Source organism: Rothia sp. HMSC064F07, from assembly GCF_001837265.1.
GTDB classification, from domain to species: Bacteria; Actinomycetota; Actinomycetes; order Actinomycetales; family Micrococcaceae; genus Rothia; species Rothia mucilaginosa.
Genome location: NZ_KV831928.1, coordinates 104193 through 129291, shown reverse-complemented (window position 1 = coordinate 129291; position 25099 = coordinate 104193). Strand labels below are relative to the sequence as shown.

19 protein-coding genes and 1 pseudogene are annotated in these 25099 nt (G+C 60.5%); 17 read left to right on the top strand and 3 right to left on the bottom strand.

Annotation, left to right across the window (positions count from 1 at the left end; translation table 11 throughout):
• Positions 1-53: 53 nt before the first annotated feature.
• Positions 54-1340 (bottom strand): AI-2E family transporter, encoded by a 1287-nt coding sequence (locus HMPREF2712_RS08315; protein ID WP_070819731.1) that lies wholly within the window; start codon positions 1338-1340, stop codon positions 54-56.
• Between the two features lie 295 nt (positions 1341-1635).
• On the opposite strand from HMPREF2712_RS08315, the gene HMPREF2712_RS08310 reads away from it, so the two are divergent.
• The 6 genes from HMPREF2712_RS08310 to HMPREF2712_RS08285 all read left to right on the top strand — a co-directional run bounded on the left by HMPREF2712_RS08310 (position 1636) and on the right by HMPREF2712_RS08285 (position 10141).
• A complete protein-coding gene (locus HMPREF2712_RS08310) occupies positions 1636-2667 on the top strand; it encodes a co-chaperone YbbN (protein ID WP_070819730.1) in 1032 nt (343 codons plus the stop codon).
• Positions 2668-2983: 316 nt separating this feature from the next.
• Complete coding sequence (locus HMPREF2712_RS08305; RefSeq protein WP_070819729.1) at positions 2984-3952, top strand: ABC transporter ATP-binding protein; 969 nt, start codon at positions 2984-2986, stop codon at positions 3950-3952.
• Positions 3928-5604, top strand: a complete 1677-nt coding sequence (locus HMPREF2712_RS08300) for a transporter (RefSeq protein ID WP_070819728.1) — start codon at positions 3928-3930, stop codon at positions 5602-5604. Before HMPREF2712_RS08305 ends, HMPREF2712_RS08300 begins: the two co-directional genes overlap by 25 nt.
• 311 nt (positions 5605-5915) lie before the next feature.
• Entirely contained in the window at positions 5916-6215 is a 300-nt protein-coding gene (locus HMPREF2712_RS08295; protein ID WP_005506434.1) for a DUF3039 domain-containing protein, read from the top strand.
• Positions 6216-6531: 316 nt separating this feature from the next.
• On the top strand, positions 6532-8319 hold the full coding sequence (locus tag HMPREF2712_RS08290; RefSeq protein ID WP_005507820.1) for a DEAD/DEAH box helicase: 1788 nt from the start codon (positions 6532-6534) through the stop codon (positions 8317-8319).
• Between the two features lie 427 nt (positions 8320-8746).
• Complete coding sequence (locus HMPREF2712_RS08285; RefSeq protein ID WP_070616518.1) at positions 8747-10141, top strand: transcriptional initiation protein Tat; 1395 nt, start codon at positions 8747-8749, stop codon at positions 10139-10141.
• Positions 10142-10630: 489 nt separating this feature from the next.
• Here the strand turns inward: HMPREF2712_RS08285 and HMPREF2712_RS08280 are convergent, their stop codons facing one another.
• Entirely contained in the window at positions 10631-11257 is a 627-nt protein-coding gene (locus HMPREF2712_RS08280; RefSeq protein WP_070616516.1) for an isochorismatase family protein, read from the bottom strand.
• A gap of 73 nt (positions 11258-11330) precedes the next feature.
• Positions 11331-12629, bottom strand: a complete 1299-nt coding sequence (locus HMPREF2712_RS08275) for a nicotinate phosphoribosyltransferase (protein ID WP_049354836.1) — start codon at positions 12627-12629, stop codon at positions 11331-11333.
• 239 nt (positions 12630-12868) lie between these two features.
• Here HMPREF2712_RS08275 and clpS point away from each other — a divergent pair, with 239 nt between their 5' ends.
• The 11 genes and pseudogenes from clpS to HMPREF2712_RS09215 form a co-directional block, all read left to right on the top strand.
• The gene (gene clpS, locus HMPREF2712_RS08270) at positions 12869-13189 is read left to right on the top strand and encodes an ATP-dependent Clp protease adapter ClpS (protein WP_005506424.1); all 321 of its coding nucleotides are present in this window, start codon (positions 12869-12871) and stop codon (positions 13187-13189) included.
• Complete coding sequence (locus HMPREF2712_RS08265; RefSeq protein WP_070819727.1) at positions 13189-13809, top strand: DUF2017 domain-containing protein; 621 nt, start codon at positions 13189-13191, stop codon at positions 13807-13809. The genes clpS and HMPREF2712_RS08265 overlap by 1 nt, the downstream gene beginning before the upstream one ends.
• A gap of 153 nt (positions 13810-13962) precedes the next feature.
• Complete coding sequence (gene murI / locus HMPREF2712_RS08260; RefSeq protein ID WP_005507827.1) at positions 13963-15015, top strand: glutamate racemase; 1053 nt, start codon at positions 13963-13965, stop codon at positions 15013-15015.
• Complete coding sequence (locus HMPREF2712_RS08255; protein ID WP_005507828.1) at positions 15006-15899, top strand: MBL fold metallo-hydrolase; 894 nt, start codon at positions 15006-15008, stop codon at positions 15897-15899. The genes murI and HMPREF2712_RS08255 overlap by 10 nt, the downstream gene beginning before the upstream one ends.
• 121 nt (positions 15900-16020) lie before the next feature.
• Positions 16021-16752: a ribonuclease PH gene (gene rph, locus HMPREF2712_RS08250; protein ID WP_005506419.1), complete on the top strand. Its 732-nt coding sequence runs from the start codon at positions 16021-16023 to the stop codon at positions 16750-16752.
• A gap of 38 nt (positions 16753-16790) precedes the next feature.
• On the top strand, positions 16791-17447 hold the full coding sequence (locus tag HMPREF2712_RS08245) for a non-canonical purine NTP pyrophosphatase (protein ID WP_070616512.1): 657 nt from the start codon (positions 16791-16793) through the stop codon (positions 17445-17447).
• Between the two features lie 306 nt (positions 17448-17753).
• Positions 17754-18983 carry an RDD family protein gene (locus HMPREF2712_RS08240; RefSeq protein WP_070616510.1) on the top strand — a complete coding sequence of 410 codons (1230 nt, stop codon included), beginning with the start codon at positions 17754-17756 and terminating at the stop codon, positions 18981-18983.
• Positions 18984-19206: 223 nt separating this feature from the next.
• Positions 19207-21309 (top strand): DNA gyrase/topoisomerase IV subunit B, encoded by a 2103-nt coding sequence (locus tag HMPREF2712_RS08235; protein WP_070616507.1) that lies wholly within the window; start codon positions 19207-19209, stop codon positions 21307-21309.
• 490 nt (positions 21310-21799) lie between these two features.
• Positions 21800-23371 (top strand): cytochrome ubiquinol oxidase subunit I, encoded by a 1572-nt coding sequence (locus HMPREF2712_RS08230; protein WP_005507833.1) that lies wholly within the window; start codon positions 21800-21802, stop codon positions 23369-23371.
• A gap of 21 nt (positions 23372-23392) precedes the next feature.
• Positions 23393-24463: a cytochrome d ubiquinol oxidase subunit II gene (gene cydB / locus HMPREF2712_RS08225; RefSeq protein ID WP_070616505.1), complete on the top strand. Its 1071-nt coding sequence runs from the start codon at positions 23393-23395 to the stop codon at positions 24461-24463.
• Between the two features lie 265 nt (positions 24464-24728).
• Positions 24729-25099 (top strand): annotated as a pseudogene (locus HMPREF2712_RS09215) (multidrug transporter); the annotation flags it as partial.

The window sequence follows — 25099 nt, the reverse complement described above, 5'->3', positions numbered from 1 at the left end:
CTGTTTACAACTGGAGGTGACTACAGTTGGGCGGTGACTACAGCTGGAGATGACTACAGTTGGTCCTGGCGAGGAATGAACACCTCACGCACCAGAATCAGCATGGAAGCCGCCGCCGGAATAGCAATCAGTGCGCCCAGCACGCCCCAGAGCGCGCCACCGGCAGCCACCGAAATAATCGCAACACCGGCAGGGACCGACACAGCGCGAGCCATAATACGCGGAGAAATCAGGTATGCCTCCACCTGCAAGTACAGGAAGTACGCCACCGCAAACCACAGCGCCAGGCTCCAGCCCTGGGTCAGCAGAATCAGCGAGGTCAAAATCAGCGCAATCACGCCACCAACCAGCGGAATGAACGCCAGAATCATGACGACCAAAGCCATCAACTGCGGGAAGCTAAAGCCCACAAACAGCATAATAAAGAACGCCACAAAAGCGTTCAGAACAGCAACCAGAGCCTGACCCATCACGTAGTTACCCACCGACTCGGTAATCTTGTCGGTAATGTACTTGACGCGCACACGCTTAGACGCCGGCGCCAGGCGCACACCCCACGCCTTGATAGTGTCCATCGAGGTGAGGAAGTACAGGGACAGGAACAGCACAATAATCACGCCGGTCACGCTCTGCGCCAGGGTAGAACCCGCAGAAACCAGGCTCGACATGAAGCTATTGACCTGCGAAGAGGAGAACGTTGATTCCAAGAACTTCGGGACGTTCTCATTCACCCAGGTGCTGATATTAAAGCGCTGATCAAGCTCGTGGTACCAATCAGAATCAATCGTGTTCTGATAAATACCCGGCGCATACTGGATAAATTTAGAAGCCTGCTCGCTAATAACCGGGCCAATCGTCATGACCAGACCGGTCACGGCGCCAGCAAAACCAGCAAGCACAGCAATCACGCCGATACCGCGCTTAATGCCCCACGACTCCAGGCGACGCACAATCGGATCCAGACCCAGAGCAATGAAAATAGCGCCGGTCACCCAGCCCACCAGGGCACCCACATTATTGAAAATGTAGTAGGCGAAGAGCGCCAGACCCACGCCCACGGTCATGAGGAAACCAAACGCGACCGGGTTGTGCATCATGGAGGTCTTGCCGTTGCCGACCACCTTCGGGGCGGGAGGCGCATCTTCAGAAGCGGCGGGGACCACCGGAATAGTATCCGTAGGAGGCATGGACGCGCGGCGGCGGTTGGAACGCACCTGGCTAATGCTTTCGGTTATCTCGCTGAAGGTCTCCGTTAGCTGGTCGGTGAGGGATTCCTTCTTGCGCGTCTCGGAGGACGAGGTCGTCTCTTCGGGAGCTGCTGAGGATTTCTTCTCGCTCATGCTCTTCCTTTCCGGATCATTCCGGGTATTTTTTCTCTACTGTGCCATTCTACCGGCTGGTTTACTTTGTTACGGCGTCCACGGTGAATCCCAAGGGCAAGGGAGTGCATGTCGGAGAGATATTTGCGGGGCGGATCGGGCAATAGCCCAAACGCTATCCCCTTACATGAGCTCAGAGCGTAGGCGACAGAGAACGGGCGCTCGCAACGGCGCGTTGTGGGGATAATAGAGGAAGGAACGCGTGAAGGATCTAGCCCGCACGCAACAATAGGTACAGAACGTAAAGGAGCCCAGGATGAGCATTATTTTTGATCCGGCAGACCGCGGCGCATCCCAGAACGCGGCACAGGGTAACGTCGCGCAGGGTGGTGCAGCGCAGAACGGGGCTGTGCAGAACGGGGTAGCGCAGGAGATTCCCGCCTCCGTACGCAACGCCATGGAACTGAACCCCAATGCCGGGGCACAGAACGCAGCGGCACAGTCTGCTGGTGAACAGGGCGGCGAGCAGACCCCCTCCGCTCCCACCTGGCGCTACGAGGTCAACACCCCGGAAGAGTTCCAGAAGTTCGTTCAGCTCTCCAGCCAGGGTGCCGTGATTTTTACGCTCTACGCGCCGCACTCGCCCTCCTCCCTGCAGATGCTCGAAGGCGTACAGAAGCTCGTTGATTCCGCCGCAGGTAGCATGATTTGCGCCGCCGTGGACGTCACCAAGCTCCCCGAAGCTGCCCAGGCATTCGGCGTGAGCGGCGTGCCCGCGGGCGTTGCCGTTCTGGCGGGCCGCCCGGCACCGATTTACACCGGCCCGGTCAGCGCAGAAGACCTCGGCGATGTGCTCTCCCAGGTTCTGCAGCTCGCGGCACAGTACCAGCTGCCCGGCGGCTTCGACCCGGTCGTTCCCGACGACGAAAAGCCCCTGCCGCCCCTGCACGCAGAAGCCGTCGCCGCCCTCGACCGCGGCGACCTGGAGGGCGCCCGCGCCGCATACCGCAAGGCAATCACCGAGAACCCCGGCGATAAGGAAGCGAAGCTCGGCCTGGAACAGGTTGAACTGCTCGCCCGCGTGAAGGACCTGGACATGGCAACCGAACGTGCGGCGGCCGCGGCAGACCCCATGAACATTGACGCCGCGTTCAACGTAGCTGACCTGGACCTGGTCGGCGGCCACGTGGAGGACGCGTACAACCGTCTGCTGCGCCTGTTCAGCGCGGTAGGTCCCGACGATAAGGCGCGCGTGCGCGAGCGCCTCGTGCAGCTCTTCGACGTGGTGGGTGCATCTGACCCGCGCACCGTCAAGGCGCGTGCGGCACTGACCATGGCGCTGTTCTAAAAACAGCTGTCGCCCGGGAAACGTCATGAGCCGGTCTAGCTAGCTCTGGCTAATCTAGGCGGCTGAAACGTTGAATACGGACGAGCTATCGTCTACCCCTGCACTCGTGATGTGGGGTGGGCGGTAGCCCGTTCTGCATTTGCGGTTTTTGCGATTTTCAGGCGGGGGAGAGCAGACATCCCAACCTGACCGATAGCGCGCTAGGACGCTACGTATAGCACTCCGAAATGTCCATATACTGCATGACGGATGCGTAATATGCCGGTTTTATCGCCAAACACTATCGACCTTTATATGAGAGTGCTAGGGTAAAAATATGAACACTAGTCACTTTTCTCAGAACCCCGATTCGCATGAGCCAGGTTCACCGCAGAACCCGGTACAAGAGACCGCAGTAGAGGCAGCACCCGCCGCGGCAGTACCTCAAGCTATAGTCCCCGAATCTGCAGCTCCGGAAGCTGTAGTTCCCGCGTCGGTAGCACCGCAGCTACCCGTCACCCCGCAGACCGCACCGACCGCTGGCGCCCGCCCCGCCATCGAAATCCGCGGCCTCACTAAGGCATTTGGTCAGAAGGTCGCCGTCGACCGCATCAACCTGGATATCCCCTCCGGATCCTTCTACGGGCTGGTCGGCCGCAACGGTGCCGGTAAAACCACCACCATCTCCATGGTCACCGGCATGCTCATGCCCAGCGAAGGCACCGCATACGTGCGAGGCATCGACATGTGGGCCGACCCGCTCAAGGCCAAAGCACACCTGGGTGTGCTGCCCGACGGCGTGCACCTCTTCGACAAGCTCACCGGCGAGCAGCTCATCACCTACTCCGGCTACCTGCACGGAATCGATAAGGAAACTGTCGCATCCCGCGTCAAGGACCTGCTCACCGCAATGGACCTGACCGACGCTGCGGGCCGTGCCGTTGCCGACTACTCCGCCGGTATGACCAAGAAGATTGCGCTCGCCGCCGCGCTCGTCCACGCACCCTCCGTGCTGATTCTGGACGAGCCCTTCGAGGCAGTCGACCCGGTTTCTGCCGCTAATATTCAGGACATTCTGCGCGGCTTCGTTGCCTCCGGCGGTACCGTCATCATCTCCTCGCACGTGATGGACCTTGTCCAGCGCCTGTGCGATCACGTAGCCGTCATGGACTCCGGCCGTATTCTCGCCGCCGGAACCGTCGATGAAGTACGCGCCGGCATGAGCCTTGAAGAACGATTCGTGCAGCTGGTCGGCGGCCGCACCTCCTCGGAAGGATTGTCATGGTTGGGCACCTCGTCTCACTAAAGTGGCAGTATGTGCTCGCCTCCTTCCGCCGTAGCATCTGGGCGCTCATCGGCCTGATTTTTGCGGCGCTCTATGCGGGCGGTATGCTCTTCGGCCTCGGCTCCGCATACGTGATTGCTAATTCGAAGGTCCCCGAATACGGTCAGCTCGGAACCCTCCTTGTGGGCACCGTTGTGGCGCTCGCCTGGGCTATCGTCCCCATCTTCTTTAGCGGACTCGACGGCACCCTGGACGAGAGCCGATTCGTGCTCTTCCCCATCAAGCCCTCCACCCTGCAGAAGGGTCAGTTCCTCGGGGGGTTCGTGGGTATCCCCGGCATCGCCAGCATCATTGCCGTGCTGCTGGGTGCTATCGCGTTTATATCGCAGCCGCTCGCGCTGATCGTGTACCTCATCTGCTGCGTGCTCGGCCTTGCCAACCTCATGGTGTGGGCACGTCTCGCCAACCGCCTGGGCATGGTGCTGAACGATAACCCGCGCATCGCCAACACTCTGATGATCGTTGCCGCAATGCTACTGATGAGTGCCGGCTTCATCTTCGGCGGAACGATGATTTACCTGACCAATCATTGGGAAGAAGTGTTGCCCTACCTGCCGTGGCTGGGCGTGACCCCCTTCGGTTCCGCGTTCGCCGTGCCCTACTTTATGGCGACCGGCAATATGGGTGCCGCCCTTGGCTGCCTGGCTCTGACCCTTGTCTACCTGGCTGGTGGATGGTGGCTGTGGGGTAAGAACCTTGCACGCTCCATGGCGAATGTGGGCGGTAGCGCCCACCACGCGAGCGCAGCTGAAGTCGCCGCAGGGGATTTGGGCCTGTTCGCTCGCTTCCCCGCAACCCCGCGCGGCGCCGTGGCGGCACGAACCCTGCACTCATTCCTGAAAGACAACCGTCTGCAGATGCTGACCGCAAGCACCGCCATGATTTACCTGATGCTGACGGTGGCCATGCCGCTGTTCCTGAGCTCTGTAGGCTCCTTCGAAAGTCAGGTCAGTTTCAACGGTGGTAACGCGGCTGAAGCCAACCAGATTATCAATAGCGGCGTCATGCAGCTCTTCGGATTCTGGATGTACTTCTGCACCATCTTCACCGGCTACTACATGTGCTACCTCGTCTCCTACGACAACACCGCATTCAGCCTGCACGTGCTCTCCCCGCTGCGCGGTATTGACGACCGTCTTGGTCGTCTCTGGGGGTACAGCATCTTGACGGTTCCGATCGTGGTGGTGATGGTGTTCGTCGCCTGCGTAGCAAACGGACACCTGGAACTCGTCCCCATCGTGCTGATGCACCAGCTGGGCGTGTTCGCCGCGGCGGCTGGCGTGGGATGCGTACTGGATACCTTCATCAGTCCGCCGGTGGCTCCTCCCGGGGCTAACCCGTTCAAGAACCCGAAGAACACTGACGGCTTTGCTAAGCAACTGCTGCTGATGCTCTCTATATTTCTGGTGATGCTCAGTGCCCTGCCCGGCGGTATCTCTGTTGTCGTGTACATTTTTGGCACGCAGGATGTGCTGACCCTCGTCTACGGTGGCTTGATTCAGCTGCTGATCGGTGCTGCACTGCTCGTGGGCGGCGTGGCGTGGGGCGGCCACCGCTACGACAAAGTCAGCTCCAAGATGCTGGAGCGTGTGGCACGCTTCCAGGCGAACTAATAAGAGTCGAAGCTCCCGCACATCAGGAATAAAAGAGAAGGGTTCCGTGTTAGGTACTAAGCCTGGCACGGAACCCCCTTTTCTGTGCCGCACGAATTTCTAGCCCTGAACTTTCTAGCCCCGAACTTCTAGCGGAAAGAAGCTCACCGCAATACCTAAGAGTCTATGGCCCAGCTGTGGCCTGCCTCCATATTGACCGCCCGGGGGCTCAGTACCTCCCAACTGCTACTAAAATAGAGAAGGCGCCAATCACCCAACCGTGCAGCGGCACCCCTCACCCTATGTATCCCACCTCATCATCAAGGAGAAACATGAGCTCGATCGAAGGCATCGAAGACCCCTTTGGCCCCGGAACCGCAGGCGGTACCGCCCTGCTCGAACGCGAAGAAACCCAGCTTTCTGAGCCCGGTGACCACGAGCGCTTCTCCCACTACGTACGCAAGGAAAAGATCCTCGAATCGGCGCTGACCGGTGAACCCGTGCGCGCCCTCTGCGGCAAAATGTGGGTACCCGGCCGCGACCCGCAGAAGTTCCCTGTCTGCCCCCAGTGCAAGGAAATCTACGAAGGCCTAGCACCCGGCAACGACGGCGATAACGGCTCCGGCGAATAATACGCGCCAGGCGACACGCCTCAGACAATACGCCTGAATAAATACGAATAAATAACACGCCGCAGCAGCAAGACTCAACGGCCCAACACCGCTCATGAGACTTTGCTGACGAGCACCAAATTCTTGCACCACAGCCCGGCCCAACCCGCGGATGTGGTGCTAGAATTTAACCTCGCTGTGCCCGGACCGCCAGAGCGCTAAGAACACCAGAGCACCAGAAACACCAGAGTGCCCACCACCTCCATACGGGGGAGAAGCGCCCCTGTGCTGAGTCGGCGGGAGGAATCAGCAGATGCAGACGAGGAAGAAGGAGAGAATGAGCGCACCCGCAGAGGAACCCACCCTATTCGACAGTATGGTGAAGCCGAAGCTCTCCCCGGCATACCCCGACCGCGCCCCCTGGGGTACTTCCGTCAGCTTGCGTGCCTGGCAGGCAGAAGCCATGCAGAAGTACTTCGAAACCAACCCCCGCGACTTCATGGCAGTCGCAACCCCCGGCGCGGGTAAAACCACGTTTGCGCTGACCCTCGCCAAGGAACTATTCAACCGCGGCACGGTCCGCCAGCTCATCGTTGTGGCGCCGACCGACCACCTGAAAAAGCAGTGGGCAGACGCCGCCGCGAAGGTCGGTATTCCCATTGACCCGAACTTCAAGAACGCGGATGTGACCATCAGCCGCCACTACAAGGGTGTGGCGCTGACCTACGCGCAGGTGGCGAATAAGCCGCAGCTACACGCCCGCAACACCGAGGAAACGAAAACCCTCGTAATCTTCGACGAGATTCACCACGCCGGTGATTCGCTTTCCTGGGGTGACGGCCTGCGTGAAGCGTTCGATGATGCGACCCGCCGCGTGGCGCTGACTGGTACCCCGTTCCGTTCGGATACCTCCCCGATTCCGTTCGTCACCTACGAGGTCGACAATGACGGAATCCGCCGCTCCAAGGCGGACTACTCCTACGGTTACGGCCCCGCGCTGAAGGACCACGTGGTGCGCCCGGTCATCTTCATGGCGTACTCGGGCCAGATGCGTTGGCGTACCTCCGCCGGTGAGGAAATGGCGGCAAACCTCGGCGAAGGCTTCACCAAGGACATCACCTCCCAGGCGTGGCGAACCGCCCTCGACCCCAACGGCGAATGGATTCCGACCGTGCTCGCGGCGGCCGATAAGCGCCTGACCGAGGTGCGCCGCACCGTGCCCGATGCCGGTGCGCTTGTCATCGCTACCGACCATGCGGACGCCAAAGCCTACGCCGAACAGATTCAGAAAATCACCGGCGAATACCCCGCCGTGATCCTCTCTGACGACCGTGAAGCCTCCGCAAAAATTGATGAATTCCGTGAAGGCATGCAGCGCTGGATGGTTGCCGTGCGCATGGTGTCCGAAGGTGTGGACGTGCCCCGCCTCGCCGTGGGCGTGTACGCCACCAGCACCAGCACCCCGCTGTTCTTCGCCCAGGCTATCGGCCGTTTCGTGCGTGCCCGCAAGCGCGGCGAAACCGCCTCCGTGTTCCTGCCGTCCGTGCCGCAGCTGATGATGCTCGCCAACGACATGGAAGTGGAACGCGACCATGCCCTCGACCGCGGCGCACCCCAGGAAATCGACCCCATGGTTGAGGGCCTGGACGACCACCTGCTCGAAGAAGCAAACCGCGAGGAGCGCGCCTCCGAGCAGCTGGCACGTGGCAAGTTCGAGGCGCTCGGCTCCGAGGCGTCCTTCCACGGTGTGCTGTTCGACGGCGCCGAGTTCGCCTCCGGCAACCTTGCCGTGGGTAGTGAGGAGGAGCAGGACTTCCTGGGTATTCCGGGCCTGCTGGATGCCGAGCAGGTCGGTACGCTGTTGCGAGCGCATCAGCGTGAGCATGCGGCGCGCCGCCCGGCGACTGCGGCGCCTTCGGTGGTGGATCACCGCCAGTTGAAGGAGCTACGCAATAAGCTGGCGAAGAACGTGGCGGCGTGGTCGATTCGTTCGGGTCAGCCGCACGGTGTGATTCACAATGAGCTGCGTAAGATTTGTGGCGGCCCGGCGGTTGCGCAGGCTTCTGCTGAGCAGATTCAGGCGCGTATCGATAAGCTGTCGGACTGGTTCGTGGGCCGACGCTAGAACGTGGATAGAACGTAAAGAAAAGCCTCGCGGGTGTGTGCGCTCGCGGGGCTTTTGCATGCCCGTAATATTTGGTCGCATAAGCAGAGATGACCCTCAACTAGAGCCTTATACCTGTAGGGTAGGAGAGGAGGTAACATCCGGCGCCGAACACACGGTTCGGTGTAGACTCCTCCCCGCTCTTAGACACCGGCCAGAATGAATAAAAGGGCAGTGCTGAGTGCATGAGCGGTGCACATATAGAGAAACACCAGGTCACCGTTTCCCAACCACGCACACCTGAAGCACCACATTTTCCGCTTCACAGCTGAGGCGGCAGTGTAGCACCTGATGAGCCCCGCTTCCGGGGAAGCATCAGCCCGGCACAGCCTGCCGCCCCGCGCGGTAGGGGAGCGAGCACCTGAACTAACCACACCGAAGGACATTGATGTCTACTTACATTTCTCGCCGCAGGGTCGTTGCGGGTGCCGCGTGGGCAGCCCCCGTCATTGCCACCTCGGCTGCTGTTCCCGCGTTCGCTGCGTCCCTGGACTGCGTCTTTGCCGAAAGCCCCCACAAGTTCTTGAGGGGATATAGTGACTATCGTGTAGAAGAGGAATTCACCGTCCCCGCTAACGTGCATAGGATCCGCTTCGATATTTTTGGTGGTGGCGGAGTCAGCGACACCGGCCACGAAAGCGGCTCGGGTGCCCGCGCGATTGGAATCGTTGAGGTGAAGCCGGGCCAGACGGTTCGTGTCATTGCTGGTGGCGGCTCCGGTGACGCCCGCACTCCCCATCCGGATGGTCTTAAGACTGGCGGCCCGGCACGAGGCGGGCGTGGCTACGGCGACGGCGGCGACGCACCCCGATTCACCGTGCCTGCCGAAGTGGTGGCTGAAGTGACCAAACGTTACCCGGGCGCCCTCAACTGGAGGGAACTTAAAAAGGGACCCAAGGGCACCGTTGAGGTTTATGGACACCCCGGCGGCGGTGCCTCGGCACTGCTGATTGACGGCGAAGTCATCGCTGTCGCAGGCGGTGGCGGTGGCGGCGGCATCACGTACTCCTACACCTCAGCGCCTCATGCTAAGCATTTCCCCGCTGTTCTTGACGCGAGCGTGACGAAGAATTACCACCCGACCGATCCGCCCATCCGCAGCTTTGCGGGTAGCGGTTTGAGCACTCGCGGCGAGGATGCCACCACGGGAACCCAGTTCTACACCCACAGCCTGAACACTAAGGTATCTGTTGACGGCGGTAAGGGCGGAAACAACGGCGCAGGTGGCGCGGGCGCAGCTAAGCCCGAGGTGCCGACCGGTAGCCCCAACCACATCTTTAGCTACGACAGCCAGAATAACCAGGTGCTGTACAGCTCTTCGACCGCAGGTAACGCGGGCGGCTCCGGTTTTGAGGCCAAGGGTGGTAACGGCGCTGTTGCATATAGCTACCAGCTCGACAATAATGACCCGAAGAACCTTGAAGTGCTGACTCTGCCCGGCGGCGAGCGTATCGAATTCTCTGCTGAGGAGACTGCCGCTGAGTTCAACGGTTACCAGTTCGCAATGTCCGGAGGCGGTGGCGGCGGCTACGGCGGTGGTGGTTCGGGTGCTGCACTGGCGCTGTCTGCTATTACGACTATCCAGAAGTGGAATAACAACCCTGATGGTATTCGTCAGAGTGTGAGCTACCTGCAGTTCTCCGGTGCCGGTGGTGCGGGCGGTTCGTACCTGTCGCCGCGCGTTATTCAGGGCGAACTCTCTAACTCTATGAACTCGATGAGGGCTGGCATTAACGTCTATGACGGCGAGGCCAAGGTGTACCTCTGCGAGACTAAGGGTTAGTCTAACGCCCTCTGAAGGTTGAGGGGTAGAAGCCCGTGAGTGTGTATGCGCTCGCGGGCTTTTGCGTGCCCGGAAATGCTGGGTTGAGCGAGGCCATAGCGTGGTGAGTTGAGAATGTTTTTCGGTGTCTATACTCCAGAAAATGAATATTGCACTCAATGTACAAAGGTATAAATTATTTACCCCCTCAACCCTCATACAAGAAAACCTCATACCACACAGCGCACACCCCACCCGCCGCACCATCCTCACCGGCTGCGCAGGTGGCACCGTCATGGTGGAGGTCCGCTTTAAGTAAGCGGCTCAATCTGCTACATAACCGCAGAGGTTTCATGACCTCGGCTGGTTGCAGGCACGATAAGTTATGGGCATGCTAGAGGCGGGGAGCCTGGGATAGTACATCCCAGGCTCCCCGCCTCTGTGTATTCAACGTCTCTGTATCTTTAGTACCCGCCTGAAATGGCGAGTCATCGGCAGAGCTAGTGGAGGTTAGAGAACCTCAACCACCTCGACGCCCTCATCTTCAAGCTCGGCAACCACGTCGTCGAGCTTGTCCTCGTGCACGGGCGCGGTCAGGTCAACCAGAACGCGAGTCTCGTAGCCTGCATCGACCGCATCGCGAGCGGTTGCCGACACACAATAATCGGTGGCGATACCGACAACATCGACGAACTCGATACCGCGCTCATCCAGCCACTCCGACAGGGGAGTCTGCGGGCCGTCCTCGGACGCATCCGCACCGGGCTCGTGCTCGCCGGTTGCGACCTCATCCTCAGGGGCGAGAAGACCCTCAAAACCCGAGTAGGCTGCCTCGAAGCGGCCCTTACGGAAGTACGCCTCAATGTAGTCGGTGTCCAGGTTCTCGTGAATCTGCGAGCCTTCGCTCTTGGCGACGCAGTGCACCGGCCAGGAGTCAACGTAGTCGGGGGTGTCAGAGAAGTGCGAGCCCGGATCGATATGCCAGTCCTGGGTGGCAATAATCGCGTCGTAGCGGTGGTGGTTGTTCTCCACGTATTCGCTAATCAGCGCGGCAACGTCCGCACCGCGCTCGGTGGCGAGGGCGCCGCCGGCGCAGAAATCGTTCTGCACGTCAACAATAATCAGTGCCTTAGACATGTCTGTCCTTTACAAGTAGGAATGAGTTTTCACTCTGATTCGCCAGGTGAAAACAGTATCTCAGAAGGGTGGTTTAGATGAATTCGGTCGGAATGATCGGCTCACCCTCCGAGAGGCGGTGGGCAGCTTCAGGAAGCTCAGCCAGGGATGCTACGTGGCGGGCGGTTGCGCGGCGCACGCCTTCCTCGCCGGTGAAGCCGGGGAGCAGCTCGCCGTTGCGGACGAAGTCCACCATGAGCGGGCGGGTGTCCTCGAGCAGGCTCGGGTCCTCGTGGGTGCCCAGAACCTCGGCGGTCGCAATGCCCATGCCGTTGAGGCGGCGGGCCGCACGCTTGGCGCCACCGATGGACGCCTTGCCAGCCGACGCCTTAGCGACCGGCTGCATTTCACCGGCGGAGTTCTCACGCTCAACAACCTTGTACACCATGGAGGAGGTCGGCGCGCCGGAACCGGTGACCAGCTTGGTACCCACACCGTAGGAGTCCACGGGCGCTGCCGCCAGGGATGCGATGGCGTACTCGTCCAGGTCGCTAGTGACGGTGATCTTGGTGTGGGTGTTGCCGAGCGAGTCGAGCAGTTCACGCACACGTGCCGCGGTGGCGACCAGGTCGCCGGAGTCCAGGCGCACGCCGCCGAGCTCTTCGCCAGCGAGTTCCACGCCGAGGCGGACCGCCTCGTCCACGTTGTAGGTGTCGACGAGCAAGGTGGTGCGGGCGCCGAGGGAACGCAGCTGCGCCTCGAATGCTTCACGTTCGCTGTCGTGCAGCAGGGTGAAGGCGTGGGCGCTGGTGCCGATGGTGTGCAGGCCGTAGCGCAGGCCAGCCTCCAGGTTGGAGGTGCCCGCGAAGCCGGCAATCACGGCGGCGCGTGCGGCGGAGACGGCGGCGCGTTCGTGGGCGCGGCGCGAACCCATTTCGAGGCAGGGGCGGTTGCCAGCGGCTGCGCTCATGCGGGAGGCGGCGCTCGCCACGGCGGAGTCAAAGTTCAGGATGGACAGCAGGTAGGTTTCGAGGACGCATGCTTCGGCGAAGGTGCCTTCGACCTGCATGACGGGGGAGTGGGGGAAGAACGCTTCGCCTTCTGCGTAGCCGCGGATGTTGCCACTGAAGGTGAAGGATTCGAGGTAGGAGAGGGTTTCTTTGTTGACGATGTTGCGGGAGGAGAGGAAGGAGAGTTCTTCGTCGTTGAAGCGGAAGTTAGCGAGGCCTTCGAGGAATCGGCCGGTGCCTGCGAGGACGCCGTAGCGGCGGCCTGCGGGCAGGCGGCGGGTGAAGACTTCGAAGGTGCACTTACGGTTGGCTGCGCCGGAGGCGAGTGCCGCCTGGAGCATGGTCAGTTCGTAGTGGTCGGTGAGAAGGGAAGTAGTAGCCATGTGTTTATTGTAGTGGGGGATTAGGGTATTTTTCCTCTTGAGTCGGCGTGTCAATCACAACATAAAGTATTCTTGACTCTAAGTGCTGTAGTATGACAAATTACCAGCACTCTGTGCGGGAGCAACGCAGGACGAACACCGGGGTAGTGCAGGACGAACACCGCAGTAGCGCAGGACGAACACAGGGGCAACACATACCCGCCCGTATAATCAAAGGGAACCGGCCGCAAAGGAAACCAATGAACACTACCGCCGTGACCCTCTCCACCGGAACCCTCGAGGACACCGACCTCGACACCACCCTGGAGAACATCCTCGCCACAGACACCCCCTGGAAAGTCATCGTCTGGAACGACCCCGTCAACCTCATGACCTACGTGTCCTACGTCTTCCGCAGCCACTTTGGCTACTCCCGCGCCCGCGCAGAAGAGCTCATGCTACAGGTGCACAACAACGGCAAGGCAATCGTCTTCACCGGCTCGCGCGAAGACGCCGAAAAACACACCCAGGCAATGCACGCCTGGGGCCTGTTGGCAACCTTCGAGAAAGTAGAAAACTAATGGCGCGACCCTTCCGCCGCACCCCCGGAGGCTACACCGCCTCCTTCGAACCCGCCGAACGCGACCTGATCCGCGAACTCGCCGAAGACGTGCGCGCGCTACTACGCCCGGCAGATACCACCGCCGACGGCGGCACCGTCGACCCGTTGGAGGCGCTGGTCGGCATCACCGAAAACCCCACCATCCCCGCCGACAGTGCCGTAGCACGCCTGCTACCCGCCGCAAGCAGCGACGACGAGGCCGCCACCGAATACCGCCGCTACACCGAACGCGACCTGCGCGAAACCAAACGCGCGAACCTCGCCATGCTCGTCTTCGACATTGAATCCAGCGACCTGCGCCTGAACGAAGAACACGCCCGCGCCTGGGCTGCCGCGCTCGGTGATATTCGCCTGGTGCTCGCCGACCGCCTCTACATCGTGGACGAAGACACCGCAGAAGATATTGCGGCGTTCACCGATCCTTCCGAGATTGAGACCCAAGAAGAGTACATGGCTGTGGTGTACAACTTTGTCTCCTGGGTTCAGGACTCGCTCATGCTCGCCATGCTCGACGGGCTGGACGACGAAGAAGAGGAAAAGTCCGGCGGGGCAGATGGCGGGGAAAAAGAGCAAGAATAGAACGAATTTTTCAAATTCCCTTCAAACTATCGTCATATACAACCACATAATGGTGGTTCTCGACTCATATAACCGCTCAACGGACTAAAAGGGTAACCTTAGCGAGTTAGCATAGAACGTGGTACCCGACCGATAACGAAGTGTAGGTGACACATGAGTGACAGCATCGACGCAACAAATCCCTACCGTGCCCGCACCCCCTGGGGAAGCCCCGCGCCCGTAGGCCCCACCGCCGCGGCACCCATCGGCGTCTTCGACTCCGGCGTTGGCGGACTCACCGTGGCACGCGCCATCATGGACCAGCTGCCTCACGAACGCATCATCTACGTCGGCGACACCGCCCACGGCCCCTACGGTCCCCTCAAAATCGCAGAAGTACGCGCCAACGCGCTGCGCATCATGGATGAACTCGTCGACTCCGGCGTGAAAATGCTCGTCATCGCCTGCAACACCGCCTCCGCAGCGGTGCTCCGCGACGCCCGCGAACGCTACACCCGCCAGTACGGCATCCCCGTCATCGAGGTGATTCAGCCCGCCGCCCGCCGTGCGCTCGCCGCAACCCGTAACCGCAAGATCGGCGTGATTGCGACGGAGGCGACCGTCACCTCCCGCGCCTACGAGGACACTTTCGCGATTACCCCGAACCTTGAAGTGCACTCGGTGGCGTGCCCGCGCTTCGTGGAGTTCGTGGAGAAGGGCATTACCTCCGGCCCCGAGCTGCTGGAGACCGCCCGCGAGTACCTGCAGCCGCTCAAGGACGCCGGCGTGGACACCCTCGTGCTCGGCTGTACCCACTACCCGCTGCTGGCCGGCGTGATTTCCTACATTATGGGTGAGGACGTCACCCTGGTTTCCTCCGCGGATGAGACCGCGAAGGACGTGTACCGCGAACTGCTCAACCACGCCATTGAAAGCCCGGTCCCCGCGGAAAACCCGCACCACGAATTCCTCGCCACCGGCGAATCTGAGACGTTCTCGCAGCTGGCACGCCGCTTCCTCGGCCCCGAGGTCACCAACGTGCGCCACACCAGCTCCGTGGCGGAACGCTACCCGACCGGCTCGCTGGCGGCACTCACCCCCGAAATGCTTGCGGCACACCGCAGCATCACCCTCGACGAATCGGCAGATCCTGCAGAGGCAGCACACACTGTCGCGGGCACCGAATTTTCTGGCACCACCCCTAAGGACGACACCTCATGCGTCTAACCGTTATCGGTTGCACGGGCTCCTTTCCCGGCCCCGTCTCACCGGCTAGTTGCTACATGCTCACCGCCACGGACTTCGCGGGTCGAACCTGGCGCATCATCATGGACATGGGCAACGGCTCCCTCGGCATGCTCCAGCGCCATATCGACCTGAGCGATATCGACGCGATTCTGATTTCGCACCTGCACCCGGACCACTGCATCGATCTGTCCGGTCTGCACGTGGCGGTCAAGTGGGATCCGCGCGGCTGGCCTAAGGGTCGCATTCCGCTGTACGGTCCCGCCGCGATTAACGAGTACCTTTCGGCGACTCACGGCCTGGACCCGGATCCGGGCATGAGCACCGAGTTCGAGTACCACACCTGGACTGAGGGTGAGCCCGTCCAGATTGGTCCCTTCCGCGTGGAGCCGTTCCGTGTGGTTCACCCCTCGAAGGATCCGTACGCCTTGCGCATCACCTGCAACGACCGCGAGGGCCACACCGTGTTCTCGTACTCGGGCGATACCGACCTGTGCGAGGGGCTGGTCAAGGCTGCGCGCGGCGCTGACCTGTTCCTCTGCGAGGCAGCCTACCAGGAGGGTCGCGACGACGCCCTGCGCGGTATTCACCTGACCGGCAAGCGCGCCGGCGAAGCCGCCACGGAGGCGGGCGTGCGTAACCTGCTGCTAACCCACTTGCCCGTGTGGAACGACCCGGACATCGCCCGCGCGGAGGCGCGCAGTGCTTTCTCCGGCCCGGTCGGCATTGCCGAAATGGCGGCAAGCTACCGCATCTACCCGCGCCCGACGGAGGCTCACCCGGTCACGTCCACCCTGAACGTGGTGGAGGTGCTCGATCCGCCGCTGAACACCGCGATTGCGCTGCCCAAGCCCGAGCTGGACTAGGCCAAACCCGAGCTAAGCTAAAACGAGCTGGACTAGTGCAAACTGCGCTCAGCTCCGCCTGCCTTTCGACATAGAGTCAACAGACAGACACAGATTCCGCAGACAGATTCAAGGAGAACCCATGACTGCAACCCGCGAAGACGGCCGCGCCCTCAACGAGCTGCGCCCCATCACCATTACCCGCGGCTGGTCCCGCAACGCTGAGGGCTCCGCCCTCATCGAGTTCGGCAACACCCGCGTGCTGTGCACCGCATCCTTCACTGAGGGCGTGCCGCGCTGGCTCAAGGGCGAAGGTAAGGGCTGGGTGACCGCCGAGTACGCGATGCTGCCGCGCGCCACCAACACCCGTTCTTCTCGCGAGTCGCTCAAGGGCCGCGTGGGTGGCCGCACCCACGAGATTTCTCGCCTGATTGGTCGCTCCCTGCGTGCGGTCATCAACATGGATGAGCTGGGCGAGAACACCATCGTGCTCGACTGTGACGTTCTGCAGGCTGACGGCGGCACCCGCACCGCTTCTATTACCGGCGCGTACGTGGCGCTGGCTGATGCTATTTCTTGGGCGAAGGAGCAGAAGATTCTGCCCGCTAAGGCGAACCCGCTGATCGATTCGGTGTCCGCAATTTCGGTGGGCATTATTGACGGCACCCCCATGCTGGATCTGCCCTACACCGAGGACGTTCGCGCCGAGACCGACATGAACGTGGTCGTCACCGGCAGCGGCAAGTTCGTTGAGGTTCAGGGCACCGCCGAGGGCGCGCCTTTCGACCGCGACGAGCTCAACAGCCTGCTCGACCTGGCTCTGGAAGGCACCGCCGAGCTGGCTCAGATTCAGCGTGAAGCACTGGCACACTAACCCGTCCCAGTAACTAGTTCCGTCGACAAGGAGAAACTATGGCAGATGCAAAGATTGTTCTGGCAAGCCACAATAAGGGCAAGCTCAAGGAACTGCGCGAAATTCTGCGCGGACGCATTGACGGCCTGGACGTTGACACCCAGGTGGTTGACGCCTCCAGCGTGAACGCACCCGATGTTCCCGAGACCGGCGTGACCTTCGCTGAGAACTCCCTGCTGAAGGCTCGTGCTGTTGCCGAGGCAACCGGCCTGGTCGCTATTGCTGACGATTCCGGTCTGTCGGTGGATGTGCTCAACGGCGCTCCCGGTATTTTCTCGGCGCGCTGGGCGGGTAGCCACGGCGATGACACCGCGAACCTGAACCTGCTGCTGGCTCAGCTGAGCGATATTTCTGCCGAGCACCGCGGCGCGAAGTTCTGTTGCGCGGCCTCGGTTGCCTCCCCGAGCGGTTTTGAGGCGGTCGAGTACGGCGAGCTGCCCGGTGAGCTGCTGACCGCACCGGCGGGGGAGGGCGGCTTCGGTTACGACCCGATTCTGCGCCCCGTGGAGCTGAACGGTGAGAACGCCCTGTATGAGGGGCAGTACGCTGGCAAGTCTTGCGCTGAGATTCCCGCCGAGATTAAGAACTCGATTAGCCACCGTGCGCGTGCTTTTGAGGCGCTGATTCCTCAGATTGCGGCGGCGCTGGCCTCTTAAAATCGCTGTCTAAAACCGTCGCTGAGGCGCCAGAGCGTACTCGCTGTGCCGCTCTGCTGGGTGGAAACGCGGGGTTGGGTACGATTTTTTCGTGCATCCCCCTAAAATCCCCCACAGGGATACCAATTAAAGGCACAATAGGTAAAGAAGTTTTACCTCAAGGTTAGTGACACCAAAGAAACTCGTCTGCTGAAGGTACCTTCGGCAGACGAGTTTTGCTATTGAAGAGCCTTTCAGCGGGGCATCTGCTCGACGCTTGCTGTCACCGACCGCGGTAGAAAAACCTGCAGCGAAAGAGACACACCGATGCTCATCCTTCTTCTGCTGATGGCACTCGCCCTTGCCGCCGGATGCTGGGCGTACTCCTACGTGTGGCGCGGACTGAACCGCCGCGTCATTGCCGCCGTGAAGGTGGTCGATCCGATGATTACGCTCGGCCCGTACGTCATGGCGGCGTGGGTGGCGTTTATGGCTCTGATCGCCACGAATATCTGGGCGACCGGAACCCTGCACACTGTGCTGACTATTATTTTCTGCGTGGTTGCCGCAGGGTGTCTCGGCTGGGCTGGATTCTGGCTGCTCATGCACTGCCTGGGTGGGCAGACCCCGGGCAAACGCCCGATGTGGTGGCGCGAGGCGGTTGCCGCGAAGTTCGCCTGGCGTAACCTCTCGCGCATGCCCGCCTACCTGGGTGCTCGCACCAGCATCCTGCCGGTGGAGAACCCGCATCTGACCAAGCCGTATTCGGGGTCGTGGACTCGCCCGCTCGGTGCGACCATGCCCGGGTACAGCTCCAACGGCGAGTTTATTGAGGGTTTTGACGAGTTCGGTCGCAAGATGCCGCATATCTACCCTGTAGGCCCTGAACCGACCATTTTTGAGATGGCGCGCTGGGGTAAATCGGTCAGCTCCAATCAGCTGCTGACGACCTTCCTGCCGACCGCTCCGTTTGAGCGTCTGCGTCTGCCCGGCACCATGACGGGCCCCTTCACCTTTGCGGGGGAGGTGCCGCACGGTGCGGTGACGAAGTGGCCTCGCCGCAGCGGCGCCAACCGCGCCTTCGGCTCCTACGCTCGTCTGGGCGAAATCACCGAACGCAAGGTGGAGCTGCTGATCGACCACCGCATCATTGCGGCGCTGCAGACCACCCGCGAAAGCTACGAACGCCGACACAGCTGGATGCTCGCCTTCACCGATATCGCAGACGGCGACTTCACGATGGACGCCGACGAGAACGGCAACCTGCGCATCACCTTCGGCATGATTACTGAGGGTTACGAGACTCCGTGGGTCTTCACCAGCACCCTGAAAGACAGCCCGCGCCTGCGCCGCAAGGTACGCCACGCCATGAGGGAACGCCGCGTCCTCAAGCAGAGCAGTGGCGAGCTGATGGACTGGTACTTCGTGCCAAAGCTCAGCGAGTTCCCGCACGGCCCGGTCACGAATGAGCTTCCCGAAGAGTTCTACTTCAAGTCCAATATCATGGTCACGAACCGTCACGAGAGCTCCTCGCGCGCCTCGGGTGAGGCTCACTAGGGGAAGGAACGTGGGAGCAGAGCAGCGCATTAGCGGTGACTGTCTTAATCACTCTTTTCCCCAAGCCACGCTAGAATAGAGTTCCGAACGTTGAACGCTCTGCGGGGCACGACACGCGTCGTGCCCCGCTGTCGTTCTGCCCCCGTAGCACTTGAGCCGGACTCGCACTCCGCCCGGTGGCACGCGTTCACCACTGCAGACATATTCACCCGAAAGGATTCCCGTGGCGTCTTCGAACTACACCGCCCGTCACCTCTCCGTGCTGGAAGGTCTGGAAGCTGTACGCAAACGCCCGGGCATGTACATTGGCTCCACGGACTCTCGCGGCCTGATGCACTGCCTCTGGGAGATTATCGACAACTCGGTGGATGAGGCGCTCGCCGGTTTCGGCCAGTCCATTCAGGTCATTCTGTACCGTGACGGTTCGGTTGAGGTGCGCGATGATGGCCGCGGTATCCCCACCGACATTGAGCCGCGTACCGGCCTGTCCGGTGTGGAGGTCGTGTTCACTAAGCTACACGCCGGCGGTAAGTTTGGCGGCGGCTCCTATAACGCGTCCGGTGGTTTGCACGGCGTGGGCGCTTCCGTGGTGAACGCGCTGTCTTCCCGCCTGGACGTGCAGGTGGATCGTGGCTCGAAGACCTACCAGATGTCCTTCCGCCACGGCATTCCCGGCCACTTTGAGTCCGGCCGCACCCCCAAGCCCGAAGATCCGTTCACTCCCGCAACCGAGGGCACTGACGCCCTGCAGATTGTGGGTCGCGCTAAGCGCGGCGTGACCGGCACCCGTGTGCGCTATTGGGCTGACCCGCAGATTTTCACCCCCGACGCTAAGTTCAGCTATGAGGACTTAGCTGCTCGTGCGCGCCAGACCGCGTTCCTCATTCCGGGTCTGCGTATTTGTATCCGCGATGAGCGCCGACTGCCCGGCACCCCCGGCGAGTTGGAGCCCCACGAGGAAGTTTTCCAGTACGACGGCGGCATTAGCGAGTTCGTCGAGTTTCTGGCGCACGATGAGCGTATTACCGACACCTGGCGTTTTAGCGGCAGCGGCTCTTTCACCGAGACCGTGCCGGTGCTGGGTGAGGACGGCCGCTCGCAGCTGACCGATGTGGAGCGCGATTGTGAAGTGGACGTTGCGCTGCGCTGGGGCATTGGCTATGAGACGACGGTCCGCAGCTTCGTGAATATTATTGCCACCCCCAAGGGCGGTACTCACACGACCGGTTTTGAGCAGGGCCTGCTGCGCGTGATGCGCAAGCACCTTGCCGATAACGCCCGCAAGTACAAGGTGGGTAACGACAAGATTGAGAAGGACGACGTGCTCGCCGGCTTGACCGCCGTGCTGACCGTGCGTCTTGCCGAGCCGCAGTTTGAGGGGCAGACCAAGGAGATTCTGGGTACCCCGGCGGTTCGCCAGATTGTGTCGAAGGTCGTGGGTGATGCGCTGAAGGCTCGCCTGGAGTCGACTGCCCGTGCGGAGAAGGCTCAGGCGGCCGCTCTGTGCGAGAAGGTCGTCTCTGAGATGAAGACCCGCGTCTCGGCGCGCATCCATAAGGAAACTCAGCGCCGTAAGACCGCGCTGGAGTCTTCGTCCATGCCCACTAAGCTGGTGGACTGCCGTTCGACCAATGTTGAGCATTCTGAGCTGTTCATTGTGGAGGGTGACTCGGCGCTGGGTACTGCGCGTCTGGCGCGTTCTTCTTCGTATCAGGCTCTGCTGCCGATTCGCGGTAAGATCCTGAACACTCAGCGTGCTTCGGTGACTGATGTGCTTGCGAATGCTGAGTGTGCGGCGCTGATTCAGGTGATTGGTGCCGGTTCGGGCCGCACCTTTGACCTGGACTCTGCCCGCTACGGCAAGGTCATTATGATGACCGATGCGGACGTGGATGGCGCCCACATTCGTACCCTGCTGCTGACTCTGTTCTACCGTTACATGCGTCCGCTGATTGAGTCGGGTCGCGTGTACGCTGCGGTTCCGCCGCTGCATCGCGTGGAGGTGGTGCGCCGCGGCAAGCCGAACGAGATGGTGTACACCTACTCGGAGAAGCAGCTGCATGAGCTTCTGGATTCTTTGCAGGAGCAGGGTGTGTCCTATAAGGAACCCATTCAGCGGTATAAGGGTCTGGGTGAGATGGACGCTGACCAGCTGGCTGAGACCACGATGGATCCGCGTCATCGTATGTTGCGCCGTATTCGCATTGAGGATGCGGAGGCTGCCGAGCGTGCGTTCTCCCTGTTGATGGGTTCTGAGGTGGCTCCGCGTAAGGAGTTCATCATTGCGGGTGCTCATCAGCTGGATACTGAGAGCATCGATATGTAGCTTGCGGTACCTTGCGGGGGAGCGGTGCCTGGCGTGTCACATTCCATGATTTTTCTGTGATAATAGTCACACTATTTCTTGGAAATCTCAGTAAAATCGGTATAATTTAGGCAAATTTAAGCTTTGAGTGCTACTTGAACCACCTGTCATATTCCGGGAATCTGTCACCAAAATTTTGCAGAAATAATATAAAAATGCAAAGTTTTACCGCGGTTCCGAAACTACTTCGCAACCCCGCACAGCACCACAGCGTTTCGCCCCTCAATCCACCCGCACGCCGGGGGATAACGTTCAACGTACCTTTAGCGAAACGTCAAACAATAAACGTCCATACTATGCACAGCCTACTCACAGCTCCTCAGGAAAACCCTGTACCTTAGAAGCATGAGAGACAGTGTGTCAGTAACTCTCGTATGCCCTCCATCGATGGCGGGCTACCCGAAATCTGGCACAAACACACATTAAGTACACACATAGTAAGGACCTATCAATGGATCCCCTTGATTTTGGTAGGTGGCAGTTCGGTATTACCACCGTCTACCACTTCTTCATGGTTCCGCTGACTCTGGGTCTGGGCCTTGTTGTGACCTACCTGTACATTCGCTACGTTCGTACCAAGAAGGACGAATACAAGCGCATGACGAAGTTCTGGGGCAAGCTATACCTCATTAACTTCGCAATGGGTGTGGCCACCGGTCTGGTTCAGGAATTCCAGTTCGGCATGGCGTGGAGTGAATACTCCCGCTTCGTCGGCGACGTCTTCGGCGCTCCGCTGGCAATGGAAGGCCTCTTCGCCTTCTTCGTTGAGTCGACCTTCCTGGGTCTGTGGATCTTCGGTTGGGATCGCCTCAAGCCTGCTGTACACGCATTCTCGCTGTTCATGGCAGTCCTCGGCTCCTGGATTTCTGCATTCTTCATTCTGGTTGCAAACTCCTGGATGCAGCACCCCGTTGGTGCAGAAATGATTGACGGTCGTCCCCGTATGACCGACATCGGCGCTGTGCTGCTGAACCCCCTCGCATGGGTGACCTTCACTCACGTCATCACCTCCGCTATCCAGGTTGCCGGTGGCTTCCTGGTTGGTATCGCATGGTACAAGCTGTGGCGCCGCCGCAAGGACGGCATCGACAAGGTCGTTGACGGCAAGGTCGTTGTTGGTGAGTCCGACAAGGGCGCACGCGACAAGGCAGACTTCCAGGTCTGGTTCAAGTCCCTGCGCCTGGGCGCTGTTGTGGGCCTCCTCGCCTTCGCAGGTATCGGCGCGTCCGGTCACATTCAGGCGCAGATGATGATTCACGAGCAGCCCATGAAGATGGCTGCTGCAGAAGCTGCGTGCCACGACGGCACCTCCTTCTCCGTTCTGACCGTCGGTGAGCTCGGCGCTCAGAGCTGTGACAAGATCACCCCCGTCATCGAGGTTCCCGGCGTGCTGTCCTTCCTGGCACACGACAACTTCGACACCCCGGTGAAGGGCATCCAGACCCTGCTGCCCGAGTATGAAGCTAAGTTCGGCACCAACCTGCCCAACAACCCGCTCTACGGTGAGCGCGCAGGTCAGAAGATTGACTACCTGCCCTCCCTCGAGGTCTCCTACTGGGGCTTCCGCGGCATGATGGGCCTCGGCGGAATCGTTCTGCCCTTCTACCTCTACGCACTGTGGGTAACCCGTAAGAAGGGCGTAGGCACCGTCCCTGAGTCCAAGCTGCTCAAGAACGTTGCTGTCTGGTCTATCCTGGCTCCCTTCTTTGGCATCGCACTGGGCTGGATCTTCACCGAAATGGGCCGCCAGCCCTTCGTTGTGGCTCCGAACCTTCAGGGTGATCCCTCGATCCACCTGTTCACCGCAGCAGCTATCTCCCCGGGTGTTTCCGGTGAAGAAATCCTCTTCTCCCTGCTCACCCTGGGCCTGCTCTACGGTGTGCTGATGGTGGTTGAGGTTTACCTGCTCATTAAGTACGTCAAGGCCGGTGTTGTGGCAGCAATGCCCGAGCTGGTTCAATCGCACCACGAGGACGAGTCCAACGACAAGTCCAAGCGCGATGTGCTGGAGTTCGCCTACTAGGCGGGTAAGGATTGATTCACCATGAACTTTGATTTCAATATCTTTGCCGGTCAGCCTGGCCTGCCCACCCTCTGGTTTGTCGCCATTGGCGTCTTCCTCATCATGTACCTGATCCTCGACGGCTTCGACCTGGGCGTCGGTATGCTGATGGGTTCCAAGTTCACCAAGAACGAGAAGGAACGTCGTCTGCTGCTGAACATCATCGGCCCCGTCTGGGACGGTAACGAGGTGTGGATTGTGTCCGGCGGTGCTGCTATCTTCGCAGCATTCCCCATCTGGTACGCAGCCCTCTTCTCGGCTCTGTACATTCCTCTGACCCTCGCGCTGGTCTTCCTGATTCTGCGCGTGGTCGCAATTGAATACCGCGGTAAGAAGAACGACGAGAAGTGGATCCGTAACTGGAACATCGCTCTGTCTGTTTCTTCCTTCTTCATCGCGTTGCTCGTCGGTGCTCTGCTGGGCCTGACCTCCATGGGTCTGCCCATCAACGACAATGGTGACCGCGTCGGCGGCGCCTTCGCTTGGGTCTCCCTGCCGGTTCTGCTCGGCGGCCTGGGCTTCGTGGGCTTCGCTCTGGTTCAGGGTCTTGCCTTCATCGCTCTGAAGACCGATGGTGACATCCGTGACCGTGCCCGCAACACCCTGGTACGCTGGTCTCCCGTCCTGCTGCTGCCGATCGTTGCATGGGTTCTGACCCTGGACTTCACCACCGGTAACGGCGTCTCCTGGCTGTGCACCATCCTGGCTGTGGTTGCTGTTCTGATTGCTTGGATCTCCGCAAAGGGTGGCCGTGAGGGTCGCGCTTTCGCTGGTCTGTCCGTGTTTCTCGCATTCGGCGCGTTGGCAATCTTCACCGCAATGTACCCGAACGTTCTGCCCTCCACCCTGGACCCGGCATACTCGCTCACCATTGCGAACGCATCCAGCTCCGAGTACACCCTGGGCGTTATGACCTTCGTGACCTGCCTTGGTCTGCCGGTCGTCTTCGTCTACCAGGCTTGGACCTACTGGGTCTTCCGTAAGCGTCTGCACGTGGATCACATCCCCGACGCTCACGACGCTACCGAACTGGCTGAACTGCCGACCAAGTAGCATGTAGCTGATTGAAGGATCCCCCGAATTTCTCTTTTGAGAAGTTCGGGGGATTTTTCTATGCCCGCTGAGGACCAGGTACACAGAGGAGTAGGCGCACAGAGGACTATTCCTGCAGGGGACTATGACCGTAGCGGATGCAACTCTCGGCAGATGAGTAGGCGCGCAAAAATTTTTGGTGCACACCCCCCCCGAAATTCGGGCGCGACAGGGAGTAAAAGGTGTAATGTGGTGTACAACTCACTCTTATGAAAGGGGTTTAACGATGAAGTTCCTCAACCGCAGCTCCACTGCACCCGCCCCTCGCACTGGCATGAGCCGCCGCCTGCTCGCCACGGGCGCCCTGTTCTGTATCGGCATCATGCCCCTGAGTGCCTGCTCGCTCTTCAACCCGCCGCTGGAACGTGACGAAAGCGTCCACGCCATCTTTGACGCGGAACAGGACATCGTGAAGATGCCTCTGGACGATTACCTTTACTACGAGCGCACCAACTACGAGTACACCGCCTTTCAGATTGCCATGAAGCAGTGCTACGCCGAACACGGGCAGAACTACACCAGCCAGGCTCCCCACTCTGAGGGTGCGCCCCGCGGCGAGATGGGGCGAAAGTACGGTCCCTGGAACGTCGAGTACGC

Coding starts and splice junctions, on each gene's coding strand:
- HMPREF2712_RS08315 (WP_070819731.1), bottom strand. CDS start 1,340: ATGAGCGAGAAGAAATCCTCAGCAGCTCCCGAAGAGACGACCTCGTCC.
- HMPREF2712_RS08310 (WP_070819730.1), top strand. CDS start 1,636: ATGAGCATTATTTTTGATCCGGCAGACCGCGGCGCATCCCAGAACGCG.
- HMPREF2712_RS08305 (WP_070819729.1), top strand. CDS start 2,984: ATGAACACTAGTCACTTTTCTCAGAACCCCGATTCGCATGAGCCAGGT.
- HMPREF2712_RS08300 (WP_070819728.1), top strand. CDS start 3,928: ATGGTTGGGCACCTCGTCTCACTAAAGTGGCAGTATGTGCTCGCCTCC.
- HMPREF2712_RS08295 (WP_005506434.1), top strand. CDS start 5,916: ATGAGCTCGATCGAAGGCATCGAAGACCCCTTTGGCCCCGGAACCGCA.
- HMPREF2712_RS08290 (WP_005507820.1), top strand. CDS start 6,532: ATGAGCGCACCCGCAGAGGAACCCACCCTATTCGACAGTATGGTGAAG.
- HMPREF2712_RS08285 (WP_070616518.1), top strand. CDS start 8,747: ATGTCTACTTACATTTCTCGCCGCAGGGTCGTTGCGGGTGCCGCGTGG.
- HMPREF2712_RS08280 (WP_070616516.1), bottom strand. CDS start 11,257: ATGTCTAAGGCACTGATTATTGTTGACGTGCAGAACGATTTCTGCGCC.
- HMPREF2712_RS08275 (WP_049354836.1), bottom strand. CDS start 12,629: ATGGCTACTACTTCCCTTCTCACCGACCACTACGAACTGACCATGCTC.
- clpS (WP_005506424.1), top strand. CDS start 12,869: ATGAACACTACCGCCGTGACCCTCTCCACCGGAACCCTCGAGGACACC.
- HMPREF2712_RS08265 (WP_070819727.1), top strand. CDS start 13,189: ATGGCGCGACCCTTCCGCCGCACCCCCGGAGGCTACACCGCCTCCTTC.
- murI (WP_005507827.1), top strand. CDS start 13,963: ATGAGTGACAGCATCGACGCAACAAATCCCTACCGTGCCCGCACCCCC.
- HMPREF2712_RS08255 (WP_005507828.1), top strand. CDS start 15,006: ATGCGTCTAACCGTTATCGGTTGCACGGGCTCCTTTCCCGGCCCCGTC.
- rph (WP_005506419.1), top strand. CDS start 16,021: ATGACTGCAACCCGCGAAGACGGCCGCGCCCTCAACGAGCTGCGCCCC.
- HMPREF2712_RS08245 (WP_070616512.1), top strand. CDS start 16,791: ATGGCAGATGCAAAGATTGTTCTGGCAAGCCACAATAAGGGCAAGCTC.
- HMPREF2712_RS08240 (WP_070616510.1), top strand. CDS start 17,754: ATGCTCATCCTTCTTCTGCTGATGGCACTCGCCCTTGCCGCCGGATGC.
- HMPREF2712_RS08230 (WP_005507833.1), top strand. CDS start 21,800: ATGGATCCCCTTGATTTTGGTAGGTGGCAGTTCGGTATTACCACCGTC.
- cydB (WP_070616505.1), top strand. CDS start 23,393: ATGAACTTTGATTTCAATATCTTTGCCGGTCAGCCTGGCCTGCCCACC.